Origin of the sequence: Micromonospora sp. NPDC050784, assembly GCF_044456765.1 — a bacterium.
Taxonomy (GTDB): domain Bacteria; phylum Actinomycetota; class Actinomycetes; order Mycobacteriales; family Micromonosporaceae; genus Micromonospora; species Micromonospora foliorum.
Genome location: NZ_JBITGG010000016.1, coordinates 85,251 through 102,312, shown reverse-complemented (window position 1 = coordinate 102,312; position 17,062 = coordinate 85,251). Strand labels below are relative to the sequence as shown.

The following is a 17,062-nucleotide window of genomic DNA, read 5'->3' as shown; positions in this document are numbered from 1 at the left end:
CCCCGGGGATGAATCGTCTACGACATCAGCTCCAAAGGACATTGCCCACACACCGCCCCGCCATGGAGCACGTCGCCACCGACCAGCCAGCTCAACAGCCCGCCGTCGGCGAGAAGCAACCCGCACGGCAACATTTTCGCAGGTCAATGTGGTGGTCGTGGCCGAGCGGTGGCGGGGTCCGCGTTGACCGGCGGCGCGGCGGTGTGGCAGCATTCGCGGCCTGACGGCAGTGAAGGAAGTCGGTGCGATTCCGACGCGGTCCCGCCACTGTCACCGGGGAGCGATCCCCCCTCGTGAGTCACGGCCGTGTGTCTGCGGTTGGAAGGCCGGGGGAGAGCGTCGATCCGGAAGCCAGGATACTTCGGCCGTCGGGACGTACCCCAGGGCGTGGACACCCGAGGAGGAACCGATGACGCACGGCGTCTCATTCATCGACGAGCATCGTCATAACTTGTGCGCAGGGCGCCGCAGCGCGCCCGGAACCGGCCGCGCCCGCGCGCCTCGGGCCGGCCGCAGCGGCGTGCGCCAGGTCGCTGGCCTCCGGTACCGCTGAGCCGAACGCCCGCCGCTGACCGGCCCCGACGCCCGCGTCGGTACGTCGTTCACCCGGGCCGTCGTACCGGCTGACGCCGTACCCACCCGCATCGTCCCGGTCGCCCCCGTTGGGGCCCAGGACGTCACTTTCCGGAGCCAACCGTGCGCATCCTGCTGCTGTCCACCGCCGACACCGACCTGCTGGCCGCCCGCGCCAGCGGCGCCGACTACCGGTTGGCCAACCCCGCCCGAGTCACCGTCGAGGAGGTGCCCGCCCTGCTCGACGGGGTCGCCCTCGTCGTCGTACGCCTGCTCGGTGGTCGGCAGGCGTGGCCGGACGGCCTCGCCGCGGTGCTCGCCACCGGCGTGCCGACGGTCGTCCTCGGCGGCGAGGCGCTGCCCGACGCCGAGCTGATGGCCATCTCCACCGTGCCGTCCGGGGTCGTCACCCAGGCGCTGGCGTACCTGGTCGAGGGCGGCCCGGACAACCTGGGGCAGTTGGCCCGGTTCCTGTCCGACACGGTGCTGCTCACCGGCGAGGGGTTCGCCCCGCCCGCGCCCACCCCGGCGTACGGCGTGCACGGCGAACATCCCGCCGACCCGGACCGGCCCACCGTGGGAATCGTCTTCTACCGGGCGCACGCCCTCGCCGGCAACACCGACTTCGTCGACGTACTCGCGGACGCGGTCCACAACGCCGGCGGCAACCCGCTGCCGATCTTCTGCGGCTCGCTACGCGGGCTGACCACGGGCGCCGGCCCACTCGGGCTCTTCGCCCGCTGTGACGCGCTGCTGGTCACGGTGCTCGCCGCCGGCGGTGCGGTCGCCGCGGACGCCTCCGGTGGCGGCGACGAGGACGCCTGGGACGTCGGCGCCCTGGCCGCCCTGGACGTACCGGTCATCCAGGCACTCTGCCTCACCAGCACCCGCACGCAGTGGGCCGACAGCGATGCCGGACTGTCCCCGCTGGACGCCGCCATGCAGGTCGCCATCCCCGAGTTCGACGGCCGGATCGTCACCGTGCCGTTCTCGTTCAAGCAGATCGACGCCGACGGGCTCTCGGTCTACGCCGCCGACCCCGAGCGGGCCGCCCGGGTCGCCGGGATCGCCGTGCGCCACGCCCGGCTGCGGTACGTCCCGCACGCCGACAAGCGGGTCGCCGTGGTGCTCAGCTCGTACCCCACCAAGCACTCCCGGGTCGGTAACGCCGTCGGGTTGGACACCCCGGCCTCGGCGGTCCGGCTGTTCGCCGCGCTGGCCGAGGCCGGCTACGACCTGGGAGACACGCCACCGCCCGACGACGGCGACGCGCTGATCCACGCGCTGATCGCCGCCGGTGGCCACGACGTGGAGTGGCTCACCCCGGAGCAGTTGGCCGCCGCCGAGGCCCGGATACCGGGGCCGACGTACCGGCGCTGGTTCGACCAGGTTCCGGTCGAGCTGCGTGAGCGGATGCGGGAGCACTGGGGTGAGCCGCCGGGCGAGCTGTACACCGACGGCGGCGACATCGTGCTCGCCGGGCTGCGCTTCGGCAACGTGGTGCTGCTGATCCAGCCGCCGCGCGGTTTCGGGGAGAACCCGATCGCCATCTACCACGACCCGGACCTGCCGCCGAGCCACCACTACCTGGCCGCGTACCGCTGGTTGACCGCGCCCGTCGCGGACGGCGGCTTCGGCGCGGACGCCGTGGTGCACCTGGGCAAGCACGGCACCCTGGAGTGGCTGCCCGGCAAGGGCCTCGGCCTGGCCGCCGACTGCGCGCCCGACGCCGTCCTCGGCGACCTGCCGCTGGTCTACCCGTTCATCGTCAACGACCCCGGCGAGGGCACCCAGGCCAAGCGGCGGGCGCACGCCGTGGTCGTCGACCACCTGGTCCCGCCGATGGCCCGCGCCGAGACCTACGGCGACCTGGCCAAACTGGAGCAACTGCTCGACGAGTACGCGACCGTGCAGGCCCTCGACCCGGCCAAGGTGCCCACCGTGCGGTCCCAGATCTGGGACCTGGTGCGCGCCGCCGAACTGCACCACGACCTGCACGCCGAGGCGATGCCCGACGCGGACGACTTCGACGACTTCGTGCTGCACCTCGACGGGTACCTGTGCGAGGTCAAGGACGTGCAGATCCGCGACGGGTTGCACATCCTCGCCGACGCGCCCACCGGCGAGCCACGGGTCAACCTCGTCCTCGCGGTGCTGCGCGCCCCGCAGATCTGGGGCGGCGCCCGGGCCTTGCCCGGCCTGCGGCAGGCCCTCGCCGTCGCGTACTCCCTCGACGAGCAGGAGCTGCTCGCGGCGCCGGGACAGCGACTGGCTCTGCCTGCGGCGCTGACCGAGGTGGTGGACGGGCCGGCCGGCACCGCCGCCGACGCGATCGACCTCATCGAGGCCCTCGCGCGGCGGTTGGTCGTCGGCATGGAGACCCTGGACTGGGCCGTGGACGCGGTCGACGCCGTGGTGACCGAGGTGACCGGTCAGTCGATCCCGGACGTCGCCGCGGTGCTGCACTTCGCCGCCACCGAGCTGGTGCCCCGACTGGACCGGACCACCGACGAGCTGACTCACACCCTCGGGGCGCTGGACGGGAGGTTCGTGCCGCCCGGCCCGTCCGGCTCACCCACCCGGGGTCTGGTCAACGTGCTGCCCACCGGCCGCAACTTCTACTCCGTCGACCCGAAGGCCATCCCCAGCCGCAACGCCTGGGACGTCGGGGTGGCCCTCGCCGACTCGCTGCTGGCCCGGCACCTCGCCGACACCGGCGCGTACCCCCGCTCGGTGGGGTTGACCGTGTGGGGCACCAGCGCCATGCGGACGCAGGGCGACGACATCGCCGAGGTGCTCGCGCTGCTGGGCTGCCGGCCGGTCTGGGACGACCGGTCCCGGCGGGTCACCGGTATCGAGGTGGTGCCGACCGCCGAGCTGGGCCGGCCCCGCGTCGACGTCACCGTGCGCATCTCCGGCTTCTTCCGCGACGCGTTCCCGCACGTCGTGGCGCTGCTCGATGATGCCGTGCGGCGGGTGGCCGCGCTGGACGAGCCGGACGAGGAGAACTACCTGCGGGCGCACGTCACCGCCGACCTCGCCGAGCACGGCGACGAGCGGCGGGCCACCGCCCGGATCTTCGGCTCCAAGCCCGGCGCGTACGGCGCGGGGCTGCTGCCCCTGATCGACGCCCGGACCTGGCGCAGCGACGCCGACCTGGCTGAGGTGTACGCGGTGTGGGGCGGCTACGCGTACGGCCGGGGCCTGGACGGGCGGGAGGCGCGCGCCGACATGGAGCGCTCGTTCTCCCGAATCGCGGTGGCGGTGAAGAACCAGGACACCCGTGAGCACGACATCGTCGACTCCGACGACTACTTCCAGTACCACGGCGGAATGGTGGCGATGGTCCGCCACCTCACCGGCACGTCACCGGCGGCGTACGTGGGTGACTCGGCGATGCCGCACGACGTGCGCACCCGCACGCTGGGTGAGGAGACCCGGCGGGTGTTCCGGGCCCGGGTGGTCAACCCGAAGTGGATCGCCGCGATGCGCCGGCACGGCTACAAGGGCGCGTTCGAGCTGGCGGCCACAGTGGACTACCTGTTCGGCTACGACGCCACCGCCGGAGTGGTCGACGACTGGATGTACGAGCATCTGGCCGCCGCGTACCTCTTCGACGAGACCACCCGGGAGTTCCTGGAGCAGTCCAACCCGTGGGCGCTGCGCGGCATCACCGAGCGGCTGTTGGAGGCCGCCGACCGGGGGCTGTGGGCCAAGCCGGAGCCGGCCACCCTGGACCGCCTGCGCGACACGTACCTGGCCAGCGAGGGCGACCTGGAGGACCGGGTGTGAGCGCGAGGAGTGAGCCGGTTTTGCGAGCCCCGCAGTCGCGAACGAAGGAAGCGCAGTGAGCGCAAGAAGTGAGCCGGTTTTGCGAGCCCCGCAGTCGCGAACGAAAGAAGGCGCAGTGACGATTTACCCGTTCAGTGCGGTGCTCGGCATGGCCGACATGCGGCTGGCGTTGCTGCTCAACGCGGTCTCCCCGGCGATCGGCGGGGTGCTGGTCCGGGGTGAGAAGGGCACCGCCAAGTCCACCGCCGTACGGGCCCTCGCCGCGCTGCTGCCCCCGGTCCGGCGGGTGGCCGGCTGCCGCTTCGGCTGCGACCCGGCCGAGCCCGACCCGGCCTGCCCGGACGGCCCGCACCCGGCCGACTCCGCCGCCGAGACCCGTCCGGCCCGCCTCGTCGAGTTGCCGGTGGGCGCCGCCGAGGACCGGGTGGTCGGCGCACTGGACCTGGAGAAGGCGATCGGTGAGGGCGTACGCGCCTTCGAGCCGGGTCTGCTCGCCGCCGCGCACCGGGGTGTGCTCTACGTCGACGAGGTCAACCTGCTGCACGACCACCTCGTCGACCTGCTGCTCGACGCGGCGGCGATGGGTCGCAGCCACGTCGAGCGGGAGGGCGTCTCGGTCAGCCACGCGGCCCGGTTCCTGCTGGTCGGCACGATGAACCCGGAGGAGGGTGAGCTGCGCCCGCAGCTGCTCGACCGGTTCGGGCTCACCGTGGAGGTGGGTGCCAGCCGGGACCCGGAGATCCGGGTCGAGGTGGTCCGCCGCCGGCTGGCCGCCGACGCCGACCCGGTCGGATTCGCGGCGCGCTGGGCCGACGCCGACGCGGAGATCGCCGGCCAGGTGGCCGCCGCCCGCCGCCGACTTCCCGGGGTACGACTCCCGGACGCCGCGTTGCGGCAGATCGCCGAGGTGTGCGCGGCGTTCGACGTGGACGGGATGCGCGCCGACATCGTCACCGCCCGGACCGCCCTCGCCCACGCCGCCTGGCACGGCCGGGACCGGGTCACCATCGACGACGTCCGGGTGGCCGCCCGGCTGGCCCTGCCGCACCGCCGCCGCCGCGATCCGTTCGACACCCCGGGGCTGGACGAGAAGCGCCTCGACGAGGCGTTGCAGCGCGCCCAGGACGCCCACCCCGACGATCCGGACGACGCCGGCCCCGACGACCGTGGCCCCGACGGCGGCGGCCCGCGGGGCGGTGGCCCGGCCGGTGACGGCGGCCCGAACGGTGGTGGCCCGAACGGTGGTGGCCCGAACGGTGGTGGCCCGACTGGCGGCGGCCCGACTGGCGGTGGCCTGACTGGCGGCGGTCGGCAGGGCGACGGCGTCGAGCAGGACGAACCCGGGTCGGCCGGACACTCGGCGGCGCGTGACGGCGCTTCTCCCGACGGACACGCCGACGGCCCGGTCGGCACCGACGGGTGGCCACAGCACCAGACCGGCGACCGGGGCGACGACGGGTGGCCGCAGCGTCCGGCGGACGACCGGGACGGCGACGGCCCGAACGCGCGCCCGCGCGGCGGCCGGGAATCGGCGACAGGTGACGACGACCCGACCCGCAGTGGGAAGGCGCAGCCGGTGGCCGTACCCCGGGGTGGGTTGAAGGCGCGGGTGCTCACCGCGCCCGGCCTGGGTGACGGGGTGCCGGGCCGGCGGTCGCGGGCCCGCACCGGGCGGGGCCGCACCACCGGCGCCCAGGTGCCGGCGGGCCGGGTCGGCGCGCTGCACCTGCCGGCCACGATCCGCGCCGCCGCGCCACACCAGGCGGCCCGGGGCCGGCTCACCGGTCCGCTGCGACTGCGCCGGGACGACCTGCGCGAGGCGGTTCGCGAGGGGCGTGAGGGCAACCTGGTGCTGTTCGTGGTGGACGCGAGCGGCTCGATGGGCGCCCGGCAGCGGATGACCACCGTGAAGGACGCGGTGCTCGCCCTGCTCACCGACGCGTACCAGCGGCGGGACAAGGTCGCGGTCATCGCGTTCCGGGGTGCCGGCGCCCGGACCCTGCTGCCGGCGACCTCGTCGGTGCTGGCCGCCTCGACCCGCCTGGCCGAGTTGCCCACCGGCGGGCGTACGCCGCTGGCCGAAGGGCTGCTCGCCGCCGCGGACCTGTTGCGGGTGGAACGCCTGCGCGACCCGAAGCGCCGCCCGCTGGTCCTCATCGTCACCGACGGCCGAGCCACCGCCGGCACCCGCCCACTGGACCGGGCGGCAGCAGCCGCGAAGGCCCTGGCGGCGACCGGCGCCGCGTGCGTGGTCGTCGACTGCGAGTCCGGCCCGGTCCGCCTGCACCTGGCCGCCCGTCTGGCCACCCAGCTGAACGCGCCCCGGACCCCCCTGGAAGCCCTCACCCACCCTCACCCCCGCGATCTTGCACTTCCTGTCGCGGCATAACGGACCAAACGCACGTATGACCAACAGAAACCGCAAGATCGCGGGAGAGACGGGCGCGGGAGTGCTCGCGGGACGGGGGACGGGCTGATGCCGCAGGGACAACCGAGTTCGGTGCCGCTCGACGGGTTGACCACCCGGCAGCGGCGGCACCGGCCACTGCTGATCGTCCACACCGGACAGATGAAGGGGAAGTCGACGGCGGCCTTCGGGTTGGCGTTGCGGGCCTGGACGGCCGGTCTGCCGGTCGGGGTGTTCCAGTTCGTCAAGAGCGCCAAGTGGCGGGTGGGGGAGGAGAACGCCTTCCGTGCACTCGGCGACGTGCACGAGCGCACCGGCCAGGGCGCGCCGGTGGCCTGGCACAAGATGGGCGAGGGCTGGTCCTGGATCCAGCGCGGCGGCGACGCCGACCACGCCGCCGACGCCCTGGAGGGCTGGCGGCAGATCCAGCGTGACCTGGCCGCCGAGCGCTACGGGCTGTACGTGCTGGACGAGTTCACCTACCCGATGAAGTGGGGCTGGGTGGACGTCGACGAGGTGGTCGCCACGCTGGCCGACCGTCCCGGCTTCCAACACGTCGTGATCACCGGCCGGGACGCCGACCCGCGGCTGGTCGCCGCCGCCGACCTGGTCGCCGAGCTGACCAAGGTCAAACACCCGATGGACGCCGGCCAGAAGGGCCAGAAGGGCATCGAGTGGTGAGCGCGCACTGGGCGCTGCCCCGGGTGGTGGTCGCCGCCCCGGCCAGCGGCCACGGCAAGACGACTGTGGCCACCGGGCTGCTCGCCGCGCTGCGCCGTCGGGGCCTGACGGTCAGCCCGCACAAGGTCGGCCCCGACTACATCGACCCCGGCTACCACGCCCTCGCCGCCGGGCGACCCGGGCGCAACCTCGACCCGTTCCTGGTCGGGGCCGACCGGATCGCCGCCCTGCTGCGACACGGCGCGAGCGTCCCCACGCCCGCCGACATCGCCGTGGTCGAGGGCGTCATGGGCCTGCACGACGGCGCGGTGGGCCGCCGCGACTACGCCTCCACCGCGCACGTCGCCCGGCTGATCGAGGCGCCCGTGCTGCTGGTGTTGGACACCACCGCACAGGGCCGGTCGGCCGCCGCGCTCACCCACGGCATGGCCGCGTTCGACCCGGCGGTACGGATCGGCGGGGTGATCCTCAACCGGGTCGGCTCACCCCGGCACGAGGCGCTGCTGCGCGACGCCCTCGCCGAGGTGGGCGTACCGGTGCTCGGGGCGGTCACCCGCGCCGCCGAGGTGGCCGCGCCCGCCCGGCACCTCGGGTTGGTGCCGGTCGCCGAGCGGGCACCCGAATCCGTCGCGATCGTCACCGCGCTCGCCGAGCTGGTCGAGGCCACCGTGGACCTCGACGCCGTGCTCGACCTGGCCCGGACCGCCCCGCCGCTGACCACCCCGGCGTGGGACCCGGTCGCCGCCGTCGGCGGGCCGGCCGGCGTCGAGCGACCACTGGTCGCGCTCGCCGGTGGTCCGGCCTTCACCTTCTCGTACGCGGAGACCGCCGAACTGCTCGTCGCGGCCGGCGCGGACGTCGTCACCGTCGACCCGCTGCGCGATTCGGCGCTGCCCACCGGCACCCGGGCGGTGGTGATCGGCGGCGGCTTCCCCGAGGCGTACGCCCAGACGCTTGCCGACAACACCGCGCTCCGCGCCGAACTGGCCGACTTCGACGGGCCGATCGTGGCCGAGTGCGCCGGGCTGCTCTACCTCGGGCGGTCCCTGGACGGGGTACCGATGTGCGGCCGGCTGGACCTGACCGCGCGGATGACCGACCGGCTCACCCTCGGCTACCGGGAGGCCCGGGCCGTCACCGACTCCCCGGTGGCGCGTGCCGGCGAGGCGGTACGCGGCCACGAGTTCCACCGCACCACCACCGACCCGGGGCATGGCGAGGCGCCGGCGTGGCGCTGGAACGACGCCGAGCACGGCTTCGTCGCCGGGCGGGTGCACGCGTCCTACCTGCACACCCACTGGGCCGGTCACCCGGACGCGGCCCGCCGACTGGTCGAGGCGTGCCGATGAGCGCCGACACGCAGCGCGCCCACGCGCGGCCGACCGCCGACGTGTCTCCCGCCGACGCCACGCTGACCGGCGTCGGTGTCGGGCCGGGGGACCCGGAACTGCTCACCGTCAAGGCCGTGCGGATCCTGCGCGAGGCCGACGTGGTCTTCGTACCCGTGATGGCGGACCGGGTCGCGCCCACCGCGACGGCCGGTGCGACGCCGCCGGGCGCGGAGGTCGGGCGGGCCGAGGCGACCGTCCGGGAGTACGTGCCGGCGGACCGGCTGCGCCGGCTGCCGTTCGCCCTCGACGACCGGGGTGGGGTGACCGCGCGCCGGGCGGCGGCCTGGGACGACGCCGCCCGGGTGGTGGTCGAGGCGATCGACGCGGGCGCGCGGTCGCTGGCGTTCGCCACCATCGGCGACCCCAACGTCTACTCCACCTTCGGCTACCTGGCCCAGAGCGTCCGCGCGCTGTGCCCGGCGGTGCGGGTGGCGACCGTGCCCGGCGTCACCGCCATGCAGGAGCTGGCGGCCCGCAGCGGCACCCCGCTCTGCGAGGGACGCGAACCGCTCACCCTGCTGCCGGCCACCGCCGGCCTGGCGCTCTTCGCCGACGCCCTCGCCGGGCCGGGCACCGTGGTCGCCTACAAGGGCTGGCGGCGGCACCCGGAACTGCTCGCCGAGCTACGCCGGCAGGGCCGCCTCGCCGACGCGGTGCTCGGCCGCAGCCTGGGGTTGCCCGGCGAACGGATCGGGCCGGTCGACGACACCGAACACGACCTGCCGTACCTGTCGACGCTGCTGGTTCCGGCCCGCCGCGAGCACCGAGGAGGAAAGCTGTGACCAGCGACGGCAAGGTGTGGTTCGTCGGTGCCGGCCCCGGGGCGGCGGACCTGTTGACCCTGCGGGCCGCCCGGGTCATCGCCGAGGCGGACATCGTGATCTGGGCGGCCAGCCTGGTGCACGCCGACGTGCTCGACCACGCCCGCCCCGGCGCGGAGATCGTCGACTCGTCCCAGCTGCCCATCGAGGGTGTGCTGCCGCTCTACCGGCGCGCCGCCGAGCAGGGGTTGACCGTGGCCCGGATCCACTCCGGAGACCCGGCGCTGTGGGGCGCGGTGCAGGAACAGCTGGACCTGTGCCGGGCGCTCGACCTGGCCGTCGAGATCGTGCCCGGGGTGTCCTCGTTCACCGCCGTCGCGGCGATCGTCGGACGGGAGCTGACCGTGCCCGAGGTGGCCCAGTCGGTGATCCTCACCCGACTGGAAGGCGGCAAGACCCCGATGCCGCCCGGTGAACGGGTCCGCGACTTCGCCCGGCACGGCACCACGATGGCGCTGTTCCTCTCCGCCGCCCGCTCCGGGCAGGTGCAGGCCGAGCTGCTGGCCGGCGGCTACCCGGAGGACACCCCGGCCGTGGTGGCGTACCAGGCCACCTGGCCCGACGAACTGGTGGTGCGCTGCACGGTCGGCACCCTGGAGGCGACGGTCAAGCAGCACAAGCTGTGGAAGCACACCCTGTTCCTGGTCGGGCCGGCCCTCGCCGCCGAGGGCACCCGCTCGCACCTCTACCACCCCGGGCACTTCCACACCTTCCGGCGGGCCGAGCCGACCGCCCGCGCCGAGCTGCGCCGCCAGGCCAGCGCCCGCGCCGGGGGGACAGCCACACCGGGGCACACACCATGACGTACGCCGAGCCGCCGCTGCGCGAACCGGACCTGCCGCGAACCGCGAAGGTCCGGCCCACCGCGCTGCGCACCGGCTGGACCACCGGCGCGTGCGCGACGGCGGCGGCCAAGGCCGCGGTCACCGCGCTGGTCACCGGCACCACCCAGCAAGAGGTGGAGATCGGCCTGCCCGCCGGACGCCGGGTGCGCTTCCCGGTCGAACGTTGCGAGGTGACCGGCAGCCCGCCGGTGCGCGCCGAGGCGGTGGTGGTCAAGGACGCCGGGGACGACCCGGACGTCACCCACGGCGCCGAGCTGACCGCCACCGTGGACTGGACCGACGCCCCCGGCCTGCGGCTGGCCGGTGGCGCCGGCGTCGGCACGGTCACCAAGCCCGGCCTCGGGCTCTCCGTCGGCGGCCCGGCGATCAACGACACCCCCCGCCGGATGATCGGCGAGGCGGTCGCCGAGGTGGTCGACCTCAGCGAGGTCGGCGTCCGGGTGGTGATCAGCGTGCCCCGGGGCGAGATCATGGCCCGCAAGACCACCAACCGCCGGCTCGGCATCCTCGGCGGGATCTCGATCCTCGGCACCACCGGGATCGTCCGCCCCTTCTCCACCGCGTCGTGGCGGGCCAGCGTCGTGCAGGCCGTGCACGTGATGGCCGCCCAGGGCGAGCCGACCGTGGTGCTCTGCACCGGCGGGCGTACCGAGCGGGCCGCCCGCGCGCTCCTGCCCGACCTGCCCGAGGTCTGCTTCGTCGAGGTCGGCGACTTCACCGGGGCCGCGGTGACCGCCGCCGTGGGTGACGCGATGACCGGGGTGGTCTTCGTCGGCATGGCCGGCAAGCTCGCCAAACTCGCGGCCGGCATCCTGATGACCCACTACACCCGCTCCAAGGTGGACCTCTCCCTGCTCGGCGCCGTGACCGCCGAGGCCGGCGGCGATCCGTCGCTGGTCGCCGCCGTGACCGAGGCGAACACCGGGCGGCACGCGTACGAGCTGTGGGAGGCCGCCGGGCTGCTGGCACCGGCCGGGGACCTGCTCTGTCAGCGGGTCCGCCAGGTGCTGCGGCGCTTCGCCGGGCCGACGGTCACCGTGGACGTGGCGATGGTCGACTTCGCCGGAGCACACGTCGTCGCCTCGTCCGGCCGGTGGCCCCGGTGACGCCGGTGGAGTCGGGTGCCTCGGTGGCCCCGGTGAGCCCCGTGACCGTGGTCGGCCTGGACGCGGCGGGCGCCCCGCCGCACCCCGCGCTCGCCCCGGTGTTGGCCACCGCCGGGCTGGTCGTCGGGGCCGCCCGGCACCTGGCCGCGGTGCCCGTACCGGCCGGCGTGGACACCATCGCCCTCGGGCCGCTCGGCCCCGCCCTGCGCCGCCTCGCCGAGGCCGTCGACGCCGGAGTGCCGGCCGTGGTGCTGGCCAGCGGCGATCCCGGCCTGTTCGGCATCGTCCGGCGGCTGCGCGCGGCCGGGCTGCCGCTGTGGGTGGTGCCGGCGGTGTCCAGTGTGGCCGCCGCGTTCGCCCGCGCCGGGCTGCCCTGGGACGGCGCCGCCGTGGTCACCGCCCACGGGCGCGATCGAAGAGCCGCCCTGAACGCCTGCCGGGCGCTGCCACTGGTCGCGGTGCTCACCGCGCCCGGCGCCGGCGCGGCCGAGCTGGGCGCCGGCCTGATCGGCTGGTCCCGCCGCCTGCTGGTCGCCGAGCACCTGGGCACCGCCGACGAACGGGTCCGCGCGGTGACCCCCGAACAGGCCGCCGCCGAGACCTGGGCCGACCCGCACGTCCTGCTCAGCCTCGCCGACGCCGCGCCCGCCGGGCCCGCGGACGCCGCGCACGGTCTGGGCAGGGCCGGCGGCATGCGCGCCGACAACCAGCCCGCCGCCGCGCCGGCCGGCGGCTGGGCGCTGCCGGAGGACCGGTACGCCCACCGCGACTCCATGATCACGAAGTCGGAGGTGCGCGCCCTCGTCGTCGCCCGGCTGCGCCCCCGACTGGGCCGGCTGGTCTGGGACGTCGGCGCGGGCAGCGGCTCGGTCGGCATCGAGTGCGCGCTGCTCGGCGCGGCCGTCCTCGCCGTCGAACAGGACCCGGAGGCCGGCGCGACCATCCGGGCCAACGCCGCCGCGCACGCCGCGCACGTCCGGCTGGTTACCGGACGCGCCCCTGCGGCGCTGGCCGACCTTCCCCAGCCCGACGCGGTCTTCGTCGGCGGTGGCGGCGTCGACGTCCTCACCGCCGTGGTGGCCCGCCGACCCGAGCGGGTGGTGCTCACCCTGGCCGCACTGGACCGGGTCGCACCGGCCGTGGGCCTCCTGCGCGCCGCCGGCTACACGGTCGAGGGCAGCCAGCTCTCCGCCGCCCGCCTCGCCGACCTGCCCGGCGGGTCGATCCGCCTCGCGGCCACCAACCCGGTGGTCGTCCTCACCGGGGAGCGCCCGTGACCGACCAGAACCCGCCCGTCCGGATCGGCCTGGTGGCGGCCACCGCCGCCGGCCGCCGGCACGCCGACACCCTGGCCGCCGCGTGGCCGCACGCCCGGCTGGTCGAGGGGGAGACCGTCGCCGACGCGCTGCGGACCGCCTGGGCCGGGTGTGACGCGGTGATCGCGTTCCTGGCCGCCGGGGCGGTGGTGCGGATCGTCGCGCCGCTGCTCGACGACAAGCGCACCGACCCGGCGGTGGTGGTCGTCGACGAGGCGGCCCGGCACGCCGTGGCACTGCTCGGTGGGCACGCCGGTGGGGGCAACGCGCTCGCCGAGCGGGTCGCCGCCCTGCTGGACGCCCGACCGGTGATCACCACCGCCACCGACGCGGTCGACCTGCCGGGGCTGGACACCCTCGGCTGGCCGGTCCAGGGCGCGGTCGCCGCGGTGTCCCGGGCCATCCTGGACGGCGAGCCGGTCCGGCTGATCGCCGACGCCGACTGGCCACTGCCCGCCCTGCCCCCGAACGTGCGCGCCGCCGGCGAGGACCCGACGGACGACGGGTACCGACTGCTGGTGACCGACCGGGTCGTGTCACCCGACCAGCGGACCGCCGTGCTGCGGCCGCCGTCGCTGGTCGCCGGGGTGGGCGCGAGTCGGGGCGTACCCGCCGCCGAGGTGGAGGAGCTGCTGCACCGGGTGCTGGCCGAGGCCGGCCTCGACCCGGCGAGCCTGCGCTGCCTGGCCACCGCCGACATCAAGGCCGACGAGGCGGGCATCCGCAGCACCGTCGACGCGCTCGGCGTACCCCTGGTGACCTGGCCGGCGGCGCGGCTGGCGGCGGTCGACGTGCCGCACCCCAGCGAGGTGGTCCGCGCCGCGGTCGGCACGCCGAGCGTGGCGGAGGCCGCGGCCCTGCTCGGCCCGGACGGCCGGGCCGACGACGCGACGCTGCTGGTGGGGAAGACCGCGACGGCGATGGCCACGGTGGCGGTGGCCCGGCACGCGCCACGCGGCCGGCTGGCCGTCGTCGGCCTCGGGCCGGGCGCCGCCGACCTGCGCACCCCCCGCGCGGTGGCCGAGCTGCGTCGCGCCGCCGTTGTGGTCGGGCTCGACCAGTACCTGGAGCAGGTCCGCGACGTGCTCCGCCCGGGAACCCGGGTCTTGTCCAGCGGGCTGGGCGCGGAGGAGGCGCGGGCACGCGCCGCCGTCGCCGAGGCCAACGCCGGCCGGGCCGTCGCGCTGATCGGTTCCGGTGACGCCGGGGTGTACGCGATGGCCAGCCCCGCCCTGGAGTACGCCGACGAGCGGATCGACGTGGTGGGGGTGCCCGGCGTCACCGCCGCCCTCGCTGCCGGGGCGCTGCTCGGCGCGCCGCTCGGTCACGACCACGCCTACCTGAGCCTCTCCGATCTGCACACCCCGTGGGACGTCATCGAGCGGCGGGTGACCGCCGCCGCCGAGGGTGACTTCGTGACGCTCTTCTACAACCCGCGCAGCCGGGCCCGGGACTGGCAGCTCGGCAAGGCACTCGGCATCCTCGCCGCGCACCGCCCACCGGACACCCCGGTGGGCGTGGTGCGCAACGCCAGCCGCCCCGGCGAACGGGTGCACCTCGCGACGCTGGGCACGCTCGACCCGGCCATCGTCGACATGTACAGCGTCGTGGTCGTCGGCAGCAGCGACACCCGGCTGGTCGCCGGCCGGATGGTCACACCCCGGGGGTACCGGTGGCGCTCGTGACGATCGACGCGTGCCAGGGCTGCGGCGCCTGCCTGCTCACCTGCCCCACCCACGCGATCCGCCCGGTCGCCGGTGGCCTCACGGTCCGCGCCGACCGGTGCACCGGCTGCCTGGAGTGCCTGGAGATCTGCCCGGTCGACGCGATCCGCGTCGTCGAGCCCGACGCGGTTGGAGGAACCCGATGAGCCGGGTGGTGCACCCCATCGAGGTCGAGTCGTACCGCATCCTGCGCGAGCGCGTCGACCTGTCGCACCTGCCGCCGCTGAGCCGCGCGGTGACCGAGCGGGTGGTGCACGCCAGCGCCGACCTCGCGTACGTCGACGAGCTGGTGTGCGACGAGGCGGCCCTGGAGTCAGGGCTGGCCGCGCTGCGTGCCGGGGCGCCCGTGGTCACCGACGTGGCGATGGTCGCCGCCGGCATCACCCGGGCCGGCCTGGAACTGGTCTGTCCGGTCGCCGAGCCGGCTGCCGCCGCCCTGGGCCGCTCGGCCGGCATCACCCGCTCGGCGGCGGCCGTGCGGATCGCCCTGGAACGGGTCGGGCCCGGAGCGGTCTGGGTGGTCGGCTGCGCGCCCACCGCGCTCGTCGAACTACTCACCCTGGACGCCGCACCGGCGCTCGTCGTGGGCCTGCCGGTCGGCTTCGTGGGCGCCGCCGAGTCGAAGGCGGCGCTGCGGGCCAGCGGCCTGCCCGCCGTGTCAAACGTGGGGGAGAAGGGCGGCTCGGCGGTCGCCGCCGCCGCCCTCAACGCCCTGCTCTACGTCGAGGAGAAGTCATGACCGGGTTGGTCATCGTCGGGCACGGTACGCGCAGCGCGGCCGGGGTCGACCAGTTCGCCGCTCTCGTCGAGCGGGTCCGCGGTCGCGGTGACGTCGGGGACGTCGAGGGCGGCTTCATCGAGCTGTCCCGCCCCCCGCTGACCGACGCGGTCGGCGCGCTCGTCGCCCGCGGGCACCGGGCGCTGGTGGCGCTGCCGCTGGTGCTCACCGGCGCCGGCCACGGCAAGGGCGACATCCCGGCCGCGATGGCCCGGGAACAGCAGCGCCACCCCGGGCTCAGCTACCGCTACGGCCGCCCGCTCGGCCCGCACCCGCTGCTGCACGACGCCCTCGAACAACGCATCGACGCGGCACTGGCCGGTGCCGACCGGGCCGGCACGGAGCTGGCCGGTGCCGACCGGGCCGGCACGTGGGTGGCGTTGATCGGGCGGGGGTCCACCGACCCGGACGCCAACGCCGAGGTCGCCAAGGTCGCCCGGCTGCTCTGGGAGGGGCGCGGCTACGCGGGTGTGGAGCCGGGGTTCATCTCCCTGGCGCAACCGTCGGTGCCGGCCGTGCTGGAGCGGTTGCGCCGCCTCGGCGCGCGGCGGATCGTGGTGGCGCCGTACTTCCTGTTCGCCGGGGTGCTCCCGGACCGGATCGTCGCCCAGTCCGCGGAGTTCGCCGCCGCCCACCCCGACCTGGACGTCCGGGTCGCCGAGGTGATCGGCGACTGTGACGCCCTCGCCGACCTCGTCCTCGAGCGGTACGCGGAGGCGCTGGGCGGGGACATCCGGATGAACTGCGACACCTGCGCGTACCGGGTGTTGATGCCCGGGTTCGCCGACAAGGTGGGCCGCCCGCAACGCCCGCACGACCACCCCGACGACCCGGTCGGCCACCACCACGGGCACGACCACGCACACCACGACCACGACCACGACCACGGCCACGGTTCGGTCGCCGTGGTCGGCGGCGGGCCGGGGCCCGAGGACCTGATCACGGTACGCGGAAGGGCGCTGCTCGACGCCGCGGACGTCGTGGTGGTCGACCGACTCGCCCCGCAGGGGCTGCTCGCCGGGCTGCGCCCCGACGTGCTGGTGGTCGACGCCGCGAAGGTGCCCCGTGGCCCGTCGATGGCCCAGGAGGCGATCAACGAGGCCCTCGTGTCGCACGCCCGCGCCGGTCGCCGGGTGGTCCGGCTCAAGGGTGGTGACCCGTACGTCTTCGGGCGCGGCCACGAGGAGGTGCAGGCGTGTGCGGCGGCCGGCGTGCCGGTCACGGTGGTCCCCGGGGTGAGCAGCGCGCTCGCCGCACCGGCGCTGGCCGGCGTGCCGGTGACGCACCGGGGTGTGGCGCACGACGTCACCGTGGTGTCCGGGCACCTGCCGCCTGGGCACCCCGACTCGCTTGTCGACTGGGCGGCGCTGGCCCGGGCCCGGGGCACCGTCGTGCTGCTGATGGCCGTCGACACCATCGCCAAGATCGCGACTGTGCTGATCGAGCACGGTCGCGCCCCGGAAACCCCGGTGCTGGCGGTGCAGGACGCCGGGCTGCCCGACCAGCGGTCGGTGCCCGCCCGGCTGGACGAGATCGGCGCCGTCGCCGCCCGGGAGGGCGTCGCCCCGCCCGCTGTCTTCGTCCTCGGCCCGGTGGTCGCTCTTCCGGCCACCGGGCCGACGGGATGA

Annotated in this window: 12 protein-coding genes and 1 riboswitch; all 12 genes read left to right on the top strand. The window is 75.6% G+C overall.

All coding sequences use genetic code 11. From position 1 onward, the window contains the following. Positions 1-232: 232 nt before the first annotated feature. Positions 233-362: riboswitch (cobalamin riboswitch) on the top strand. 334 nt (positions 363-696) lie between these two features. Next, positions 697-4,365: a cobaltochelatase subunit CobN gene (gene cobN, locus ACIBD9_RS21940; protein WP_396720265.1), complete on the top strand. Its 3,669-nt coding sequence runs from the start codon at positions 697-699 to the stop codon at positions 4,363-4,365. 55 nt (positions 4,366-4,420) lie between these two features. Beyond that, positions 4,421-6,754 carry a magnesium chelatase subunit D family protein gene (locus ACIBD9_RS21935; protein WP_396720263.1) on the top strand — a complete coding sequence of 778 codons (2,334 nt, stop codon included), beginning with the start codon at positions 4,421-4,423 and terminating at the stop codon, positions 6,752-6,754. An 87-nt stretch (positions 6,755-6,841) separates the two neighbouring features. Then, positions 6,842-7,453 carry a cob(I)yrinic acid a,c-diamide adenosyltransferase gene (gene cobO, locus ACIBD9_RS21930; RefSeq protein ID WP_396720261.1) on the top strand — a complete coding sequence of 204 codons (612 nt, stop codon included), beginning with the start codon at positions 6,842-6,844 and terminating at the stop codon, positions 7,451-7,453. Continuing rightward, positions 7,447-8,802, top strand: coding sequence for a cobyrinate a,c-diamide synthase (locus tag ACIBD9_RS21925; RefSeq protein WP_396720260.1), 1,356 nt, complete (start codon positions 7,447-7,449; stop codon positions 8,800-8,802). The genes cobO and ACIBD9_RS21925 overlap by 7 nt, the downstream gene beginning before the upstream one ends. Then, entirely contained in the window at positions 8,799-9,626 is an 828-nt protein-coding gene (gene cobI / locus ACIBD9_RS21920; RefSeq protein ID WP_396720258.1) for a precorrin-2 C(20)-methyltransferase, read from the top strand. The genes ACIBD9_RS21925 and cobI overlap by 4 nt, the downstream gene beginning before the upstream one ends. Then, positions 9,623-10,468: a precorrin-4 C(11)-methyltransferase gene (cobM, locus tag ACIBD9_RS21915; protein ID WP_396720256.1), complete on the top strand. Its 846-nt coding sequence runs from the start codon at positions 9,623-9,625 to the stop codon at positions 10,466-10,468. The genes cobI and cobM overlap by 4 nt, the downstream gene beginning before the upstream one ends. Then, complete coding sequence (locus ACIBD9_RS21910) at positions 10,465-11,616, top strand: cobalt-precorrin-5B (C(1))-methyltransferase (RefSeq protein WP_396720254.1); 1,152 nt, start codon at positions 10,465-10,467, stop codon at positions 11,614-11,616. The genes cobM and ACIBD9_RS21910 overlap by 4 nt, the downstream gene beginning before the upstream one ends. Further along, positions 11,604-12,893: a precorrin-6y C5,15-methyltransferase (decarboxylating) subunit CbiE gene (gene cbiE, locus ACIBD9_RS21905; RefSeq protein ID WP_396720252.1), complete on the top strand. Its 1,290-nt coding sequence runs from the start codon at positions 11,604-11,606 to the stop codon at positions 12,891-12,893. The genes ACIBD9_RS21910 and cbiE overlap by 13 nt, the downstream gene beginning before the upstream one ends. Further along, on the top strand, positions 12,890-14,617 hold the full coding sequence (cobJ, locus tag ACIBD9_RS21900; RefSeq protein WP_396720250.1) for a precorrin-3B C(17)-methyltransferase: 1,728 nt from the start codon (positions 12,890-12,892) through the stop codon (positions 14,615-14,617). Before cbiE ends, cobJ begins: the two co-directional genes overlap by 4 nt. Continuing rightward, the gene (locus ACIBD9_RS21895) at positions 14,605-14,802 is read left to right on the top strand and encodes a DUF362 domain-containing protein (RefSeq protein WP_387166396.1); all 198 of its coding nucleotides are present in this window, start codon (positions 14,605-14,607) and stop codon (positions 14,800-14,802) included. Before cobJ ends, ACIBD9_RS21895 begins: the two co-directional genes overlap by 13 nt. Then, positions 14,799-15,395 carry a precorrin-8X methylmutase gene (locus ACIBD9_RS21890; RefSeq protein ID WP_396720248.1) on the top strand — a complete coding sequence of 199 codons (597 nt, stop codon included), beginning with the start codon at positions 14,799-14,801 and terminating at the stop codon, positions 15,393-15,395. The genes ACIBD9_RS21895 and ACIBD9_RS21890 overlap by 4 nt, the downstream gene beginning before the upstream one ends. Continuing rightward, positions 15,392-17,062 (top strand): uroporphyrinogen-III C-methyltransferase, encoded by a 1,671-nt coding sequence (gene cobA, locus ACIBD9_RS21885; protein WP_396720246.1) that lies wholly within the window; start codon positions 15,392-15,394, stop codon positions 17,060-17,062. The genes ACIBD9_RS21890 and cobA overlap by 4 nt, the downstream gene beginning before the upstream one ends.

What these genes read in the sequence shown, in the direction of transcription:
- cobO (WP_396720261.1), top strand. Translation starts at nt 6,842, where the DNA reads ATGCCGCAGGGACAACCGAGTTCGGTGCCGCTCGACGGGTTGACCACC.
- cobI (WP_396720258.1), top strand. Translation starts at nt 8,799, where the DNA reads ATGAGCGCCGACACGCAGCGCGCCCACGCGCGGCCGACCGCCGACGTG.
- ACIBD9_RS21910 (WP_396720254.1), top strand. Translation starts at nt 10,465, where the DNA reads ATGACGTACGCCGAGCCGCCGCTGCGCGAACCGGACCTGCCGCGAACC.
- ACIBD9_RS21890 (WP_396720248.1), top strand. Translation starts at nt 14,799, where the DNA reads ATGAGCCGGGTGGTGCACCCCATCGAGGTCGAGTCGTACCGCATCCTG.
- cobA (WP_396720246.1), top strand. Translation starts at nt 15,392, where the DNA reads ATGACCGGGTTGGTCATCGTCGGGCACGGTACGCGCAGCGCGGCCGGG.